Origin of the sequence: Streptomyces sp. NPDC057428, from assembly GCF_042803195.1 — a bacterium.
Lineage (GTDB): Bacteria > Actinomycetota > Actinomycetes > Streptomycetales > Streptomycetaceae > Streptomyces.
In genome coordinates this window covers 1-6,458 of record NZ_JBHVCT010000167.1, presented here as the reverse complement: position 1 = coordinate 6,458, position 6,458 = coordinate 1, and the positions used below count along the sequence as shown (strand labels likewise).

2 protein-coding genes are annotated in these 6,458 nt (G+C 66.9%); one reads left to right on the top strand and one right to left on the bottom strand.

The features are described from left to right. Positions 1-246: 246 nt before the first annotated feature. Positions 247-3,936 carry a S8 family serine peptidase gene (locus ACFU5K_RS30975; protein ID WP_384067800.1) on the bottom strand — a complete coding sequence of 1,230 codons (3,690 nt, stop codon included), beginning with the start codon at positions 3,934-3,936 and terminating at the stop codon, positions 247-249. Positions 3,937-5,414: 1,478 nt separating this feature from the next. On the opposite strand from ACFU5K_RS30975, the gene ACFU5K_RS30970 reads away from it, so the two are divergent. After that, positions 5,415-6,134 carry a hypothetical protein gene (locus tag ACFU5K_RS30970; RefSeq protein ID WP_384067798.1) on the top strand — a complete coding sequence of 240 codons (720 nt, stop codon included), beginning with the start codon at positions 5,415-5,417 and terminating at the stop codon, positions 6,132-6,134. Positions 6,135-6,458 lie beyond the last annotated feature (324 nt).

Sequence of the window (6,458 nt, the reverse complement as noted above, 5' to 3'; positions counted from 1 at the left end):
CACCGCACCCCCGACCCGAAAGCTCCGGACGAGCCGCGACCCGCGCACGGCGGATCTCGCACGCCCTCACACCCCTGCCTCACACAGCCGACGCTACTCGGCGAGAGACTGCGCCCCCGCGAGATTCACCGGTGGATCCGGGCTGAACGTCCACCTCACGGCCTCACGGCGCACGGCCACGTGGCGCCGGCAGAGCAGCCAGTATCCGATTCCGTCAACGGCGTGGGCGCCGGCTGCTCTCGACGGTCACTTGAGGCCGAAGGCCCGGATGATGCTCTGGGTGATGCCACCGCCGTTGCGCTGCTTGGCGGTGACCCGGATGGACACGTATCCCGCCCGGGAGGGAGCGTTGACGGTCGTTTGCCAGGTTCCCTTGTTCTCCTTCAGGTTCTGCGGCCGCCAGGACGCCCCATCGTCGTAGGAGACTTCGAGCTTGAGGGTGGAGACCGCGTCCATCGCGGCGTCACTACCGAGGACGACGGGGGTGATGGAGAAGGCCGACTTGCGCTTCGCGCGCCCCGCGGGGTCCAGGTCCGTTCCGTAGTCGAGTTGAGCCAACGGGATGGCCTGGTCGTCGGCAGTGCCGGAGAGGAAACTCCATTCGGTGTGCGTGGTGGTGGAGTAAGGCATGGAGTCGGCGTTGTTCTTCGTGTCGACGACGAGCCGGTACGGGAGTTCCTGCGGTTCCAGGTCACCCACTCCGAAATCGGGCCGTGCCCCGTTCCGCATCAGCAGTCTGTCTTCCTGGTAGAGCGCGAAACTCCGCGACATCATGCTGGTGTCACCGCTGTGGGCGGATCCTCCGTCGCCGAATCCGGCGATCATTCCGCCCATGGCGTTCCCGACACGATGCGGGACCTCGAAGCTCACCATGCGCGGCCGGGTGATGGGGCCGAACCAGTGTTCACTCTGCACGCTGCGCGGGCGGTAGTTCACGACGTCGGTGAAGGTGGACCAGCCGTCGATGGACGCGTACTGCTGCCACTTGACGCCGTTGCCGGCGGAGACCCAGTCGGTACGGTGCCCTGCGGCAACCGGCTCCCTCGGGAACGGCGGGACGCGTGTCATCCCGTAGCCCGCATAGGGATAGGCAGCCGGCCAGTACTCGTACGACGGGCTGTCCTCCCGGCTCTCCCTGACCTGCTTGCCGACGGGCGGGGCGAAGTAGTTGTCGATGCGGGCGAGGCTGCCGGGATCCGTGGCCGCGGAGGGGTCGTCCGGCACGCCGCCATGGTGGTAGTCGGCCAGGTCGTACAAGTACTGCGGTGTGGGATGAGCTTCGACTGCCAGCTTGGTTCCGGACTTTCCTGCGGACCGAATTCTGTTGATCAGGTCCTCGCCCTCGTCCAGGGTGAGCGAGGCGACCGGGATCGGCCCGGTCGTCGTTCCGTCGGCGTCGCCGTACCATTCGCTGCTACGGCCGTCGCCGTCGTTGACCACCAGGAGCATCGCCGCACCCGCGGCGCGCGCCGCGGCTGCCCGGTCCGTCGGGACCACGGCGGCGCCGCTGCGAACGACCACCGCCCTGCCGCGGGCGGACAGGCCGGCATAGTCGGCGGGCTTGCCGGCTCCGGCGAAGACGGCATCGACGTGCGCGGTGCCGTCCCGGAACTGAGCGGATCCAGGCTGCACCAGCAGGGTGTCGTCGAGGCTGTGTCCGCCGTAGGTGATCTTCAGTGGGGTCTGCTTGGCACGGATGCGCGTGGTGAAGACGAAGCTTCCGTTCTTCACCTTGTCCTTGGTCGGAAGCGCCCACAGGCTGTCGTACCCGGCGGATGGCAAGAGGATCTGGTGCAGAGCCTGCCCGTCATTGGGTGTGGGCTCACTTGAGGTGAAGGAGCGGAAGAGGTCGATCCTGCTGGTGGTGACAGCCGTTGGCTTGGGGGTGGCCACCTTGACCCGGCGGATGCGCGATGCGTCGAGTTCCACCTGCCGGTCAGACCTCAGGTCGAGTTCGGGAACGGTCAGTACCGCGTATCCGAGGGAGTGCGGGCCGTGGCGGCCTTCCACGTCCAGCGTGGAGACGACGGTGTAGGAGCCGGGAGCCCAGCGGCTGGTGAGTGTGCCGTCCTGGGCCCACATGATGCTGGTCTTCCCGTCGGCACCTGTGATCTCGACTTCGCCGCTGACGGGCTTGCCGGATCGGTCCTTCAGGTGGACGGTCAGACCGTACTTCTCGGACTCGACGGAGAGTCCCACGGCCGTGTGCACGGCACCGGCCGCCCAGCGTGCGGTGACCTGGGCCGCGTACTGGCCCGGCGCGAGGTTCTTCGGGTCCGCCACGAGGTCGACCGCCGAGGTTCCGCGCGCGGGTACCGTGACGCGGTCGGAGGTCGATGTGAACACCCCTGCGGGCGAGTCGCCGCGGTCCACCGAGAGCCGCAACGTGATGGGGCTGTCGGTGGTGTTGGTGTAGGTGATCTTCAGCTTGACCGGCTTCCGCTTCTGGCCCGCCGACCACCGCACGAGTCCCGCGTCCACCGATCCGCTCGCGATGACTTGGTCCCCCAGGTAGGCGGCGGCGACGTCCAGACGACCGGTACCGGCCTGGTAAGGGGTGTAGGCGGGGGTCGGCGCGCTGGTGCTCATCAGAGCGTCCTTGATTCGCTGCCCGGTCCACTTCGGGTGCTTCTGAGCCAGCAGGGCCGCTGCTCCGGCGACATGGGGAGCCGCCATGGAGGTGCCGCTCTCCGGGCGGTAGTAGCCTTCACCCCCGCCGTTCATGTACTGCGATCGCGCCGCCAGCACGTCCACACCGGGGGCTGTCAGATCGGGCTTGAGAGCGTCGTCCATGAGGCGTGGCCCGGCGCTTGAGAACGAGGCGAGTTGGTCCGACGAGTCGACCGCGCCAACGGTCAGTGCGGCGTCCGCGGTTCCCGGCGCGCTTACGCTGTGGGGGCTGTTCCCGGAGTTGCCCGCGGCGACGACGAAGAGCGCACCCGTCTCGGCACTCAGCTGGTTCACCGCCTGGCTCAGGGGATCGTCTTGGGTGTGCCAGGCCGGCGTGCCCAGACTCATGTTGATCACCCTGGCGTGCTCGGTCCGCGCCGCCCACTCCATGCCGGCGATGATCCCCGAGATGGGACCCGAGCCGTTGTCGCCGAGGACCTTGCCCACCAGCAGATCCGCGCCAGGGGCTACACCCCGTTCCGCACCATGGGAGGCAGCGCCGGTTCCGGCGACCGTGGAGGCCGTGTGTGTTCCATGGCCGTTCCGGTCGATGACGTCACCTCCGACGAAACTGCGGGACGCCACGATGCGCTTGGCAAGGTCGGGGTGGGTGGTGTCCGCCCCGGAGTCAAGCACCGCGACCCGCACCCCGGCACCCGTGCCCCCCGCCGCCCATGCCTGCGGGGCACCGATCTGCGCTGTGGTGTCCGCCAGTGCCGCCTCCGCCTTGCCGTCGAGCCACACCTTGTCGACACCGCCGGTGAAGGACGGGGCGGCCACGTAGTCGTCCGGGCTCGGACCGGAACTCGCCGTCGACCACGAGGAGTCCTGCCCGCGGAGGCCGGTGAGAGCCGACCAAAAGTCTGCGGCTTTCGACCGCTGGGCTTCGACGGCCGCTCCGCGGACGGACGGAAGGCCCAGGGTGGACTTCGCCCCCGGCAGTGCGGCAGCGGACGGCAGCCTGCCGTCGGACGCGTCGCCCTTGTGAGCGGCCACGCCCTCGGACCGGGTGATGATCAGAGGGAGCACGCCGGTGTGGGCGTCGTCGTAGTCCTGGGCCACCAACTGTGTGACGTTGAAGAGTTGCCTGTCGAGTCTGCCGGAGGCGATGTAGGGCATAGCCTCATCGGGGTACACAAGGGTGTCACCCCCCTCGGTGGCGACGCGCACCGACCCCTTGGCCCCCGGTGCGCGCTGCACGTCCACCAAAGGGCTACGACCGTTGCCCTGAGTCAACGTCACCTTGTCACCCGTGATCAGCGTCACCGTGATCGGCGCGCCCTGAGGGCCGCCGTGTCCCTCATGAGCCGCATGGGCTCCGGGGGCAGCGGCAGCACCATAGGCGGCCGCAGGGGGGATCAGGGTAGCGACGAGAGCAGCGGCAACTGACGCTGCATATCTTCGGGTAGTAGGAAGTCGCACATTGCCTCCAGAGTCGACGATTGATCGAATCCGACCACCTCTGAAGAGGAAATGTAAAGTGCTTGAACTAATGGCTACTCTGGCTGTAACGTACGGCCTGCCTTGGGCTCGCAGGCGATCGCACCGGCACCGGACAGGCCCCCACCTCAACGGCATTGACCGGGACGGGACAACTCACCACCACAGGCACCAATCCTGTCGAGAGCCCATCGCCGCTCACCAACTCGTCTTTAACCTCGAGGTCTGAGCGGTTCGTCGCACTTGATCACTCGGACTGGTAACTGCCTTACGTAGGGGCGGCCTTCGGCTGAGCGTGCGCTCCGACCAAGGGACACACAGGCTCAGCACGACGGCCGGGGGGTGTGAGCCTGCTGCGTCATGCTGTCCGGCAGGATCCGCTTGTAGAACTATCATGCTACCGGGGCGAGTTGTACTCCTGCGCGACCAGGCCTGCGGTTGCGTTGCTCAAACTATCCGATGCGCGACTGTGTGCGGATGGGCCGTTCAAGTCGCTGGTGGAACTGTCGCTGGTCGGCAAACACCGTCGCGGGCACGACGAGCTCCGCGACGCCCTGTCCGCGGGACGGGTCGATGTCGCCCGGCTGCGACGCCTCGGTTGCCGACCGAGCCGATCGAGGTCTCGCTACCGGTGGTGGCCAGGTGTCGGCGAGCCGAAAACTCGTGTTACTGCGTCCCGGGAGAACGCATCGACGGCGAAGGCTACGTGGACCACTCACGCCCAGGTCATCACATGGGTGAAGGGCGACCCACACCGGTTGGGCGCGTCGGCACGACGAACGTGCGGTCGAGCAGGGGTCCGGCGCGCGCTCGACGAAACTGTCCGCGATCGCGGTGGTGACCTTCTTCTCCCGGGGAGCCGTCGTCGGTCTCGTCTTCGACATCAAGAGCGCCGCAGGGCCACGCACTGGCGCGGTGCACCGTCGAACGCCTCATGATGCGCAGCTCAGCGTCGTCGGCGCCAGTTGCTTCCAGCGTTCGCGATCTAGCGAAAGCGCGTTCGACAATCATGCGCTTCGAGGAGTGGCACTGTCCGGCTCGTAGGCAGTCTCGAGAACCTGGGGCGCGCTGATCTTGTTTCCTGCCCGGGCGGGGTCAACCGCGCCTTGAACTCACGATCTCAGTTGCATCCCCCGCGAGGAAGTTGTCATTGCGCTGGCCGAGCTCGACATCAGCACCTGCCCGGAGCTGCGACCGGCACCATGCATCGGCGTACGACGATCAATCCGTCGGCAGGCCTTCATGAGCCTCCAGCACCCCTTGTCGCATATGCGCGGTTAGCATGGTTTTGAGAGGAGTTCTTCATGAGTGATCTCACCAGCACCGTCATCGAGGCTCACGGCGGCTTGGAGCGTTACGACCAGTTCGGCAGGGTCGATGTGCACTTCCGTTCCGGCGGTGCCCTATGGGCACTGAAGGGGCATGAGGGCGTATTCGATCACGCTGGGGTACGGCTCGACCTGCACCGGGAGCACGCCGCCCACTACCCCTTCAAGGCGCCGGATCTGCACACTTCTGTCACTCCCGAGCGGGTGGCTGTCGAAAATGACTCCGGTGAGGTGAAGGCCGAGAGGCTCGACCCGCGTGCGGCGTTCGCAGGGCACTCCCTGCAAACGCCGTGGGACGACCTGCACGTCGCATACTTCGCCGGCTATGCGATGTGGACCTACCTCACGTCTCCGTTCACCTTCGCCGCCCCGGACTTCCGGACAGAGGAACTACCGTCCGTCACGGAGGACGGACAGACCCTGCGGCGTCTGAAGGTTTCCTTCCCCGAGCGCATCGCCACGCACTGCCGGGACCAGATCTTCTACTTCGATCAGGGCGGGCTGCTGCGCAGGCACGACTACACAGCCGAGGTCATCAACGCTGGCGCGGTCGCGCACTACTGCTCAGAGCACAGGGAGTTCGACGGCATCTTGGTGCCGACCCGCAGGCGCGTCTACCCACTGGCCGAAGACGGCACCGTCAACCGCGACCTGGAACTCATCACCATCGACGTCGAAAGCGCCCTGTTCATCTGAGCTGCCGAAAGACCAAGACACGATCTATCCCCGCGGCGCCGCGTCCTGGTTCTGGGTGTTGTGGCGGAGGTCCGGCCACGCCACAATCCCGGTGTCGGACGGGGGCGGCGACACTATTGCGCCCTCCCGCCGGACGGGTGCCCAGGAACGTAGGACGTGCCACACCCATCTGGCCGTCTTCCGGTCGACAATCGGTTCCTGCGTCCGCGCGGCTGATGGGAGTGGGCAACGCAAACATTCAGCGGGTAATCGGAGCGTGATGGTTTCCGGCGTTGGATGACTGGCCGTCACGGTGGGAGCGTGGTGGAAGCGGGATGCGGTGTG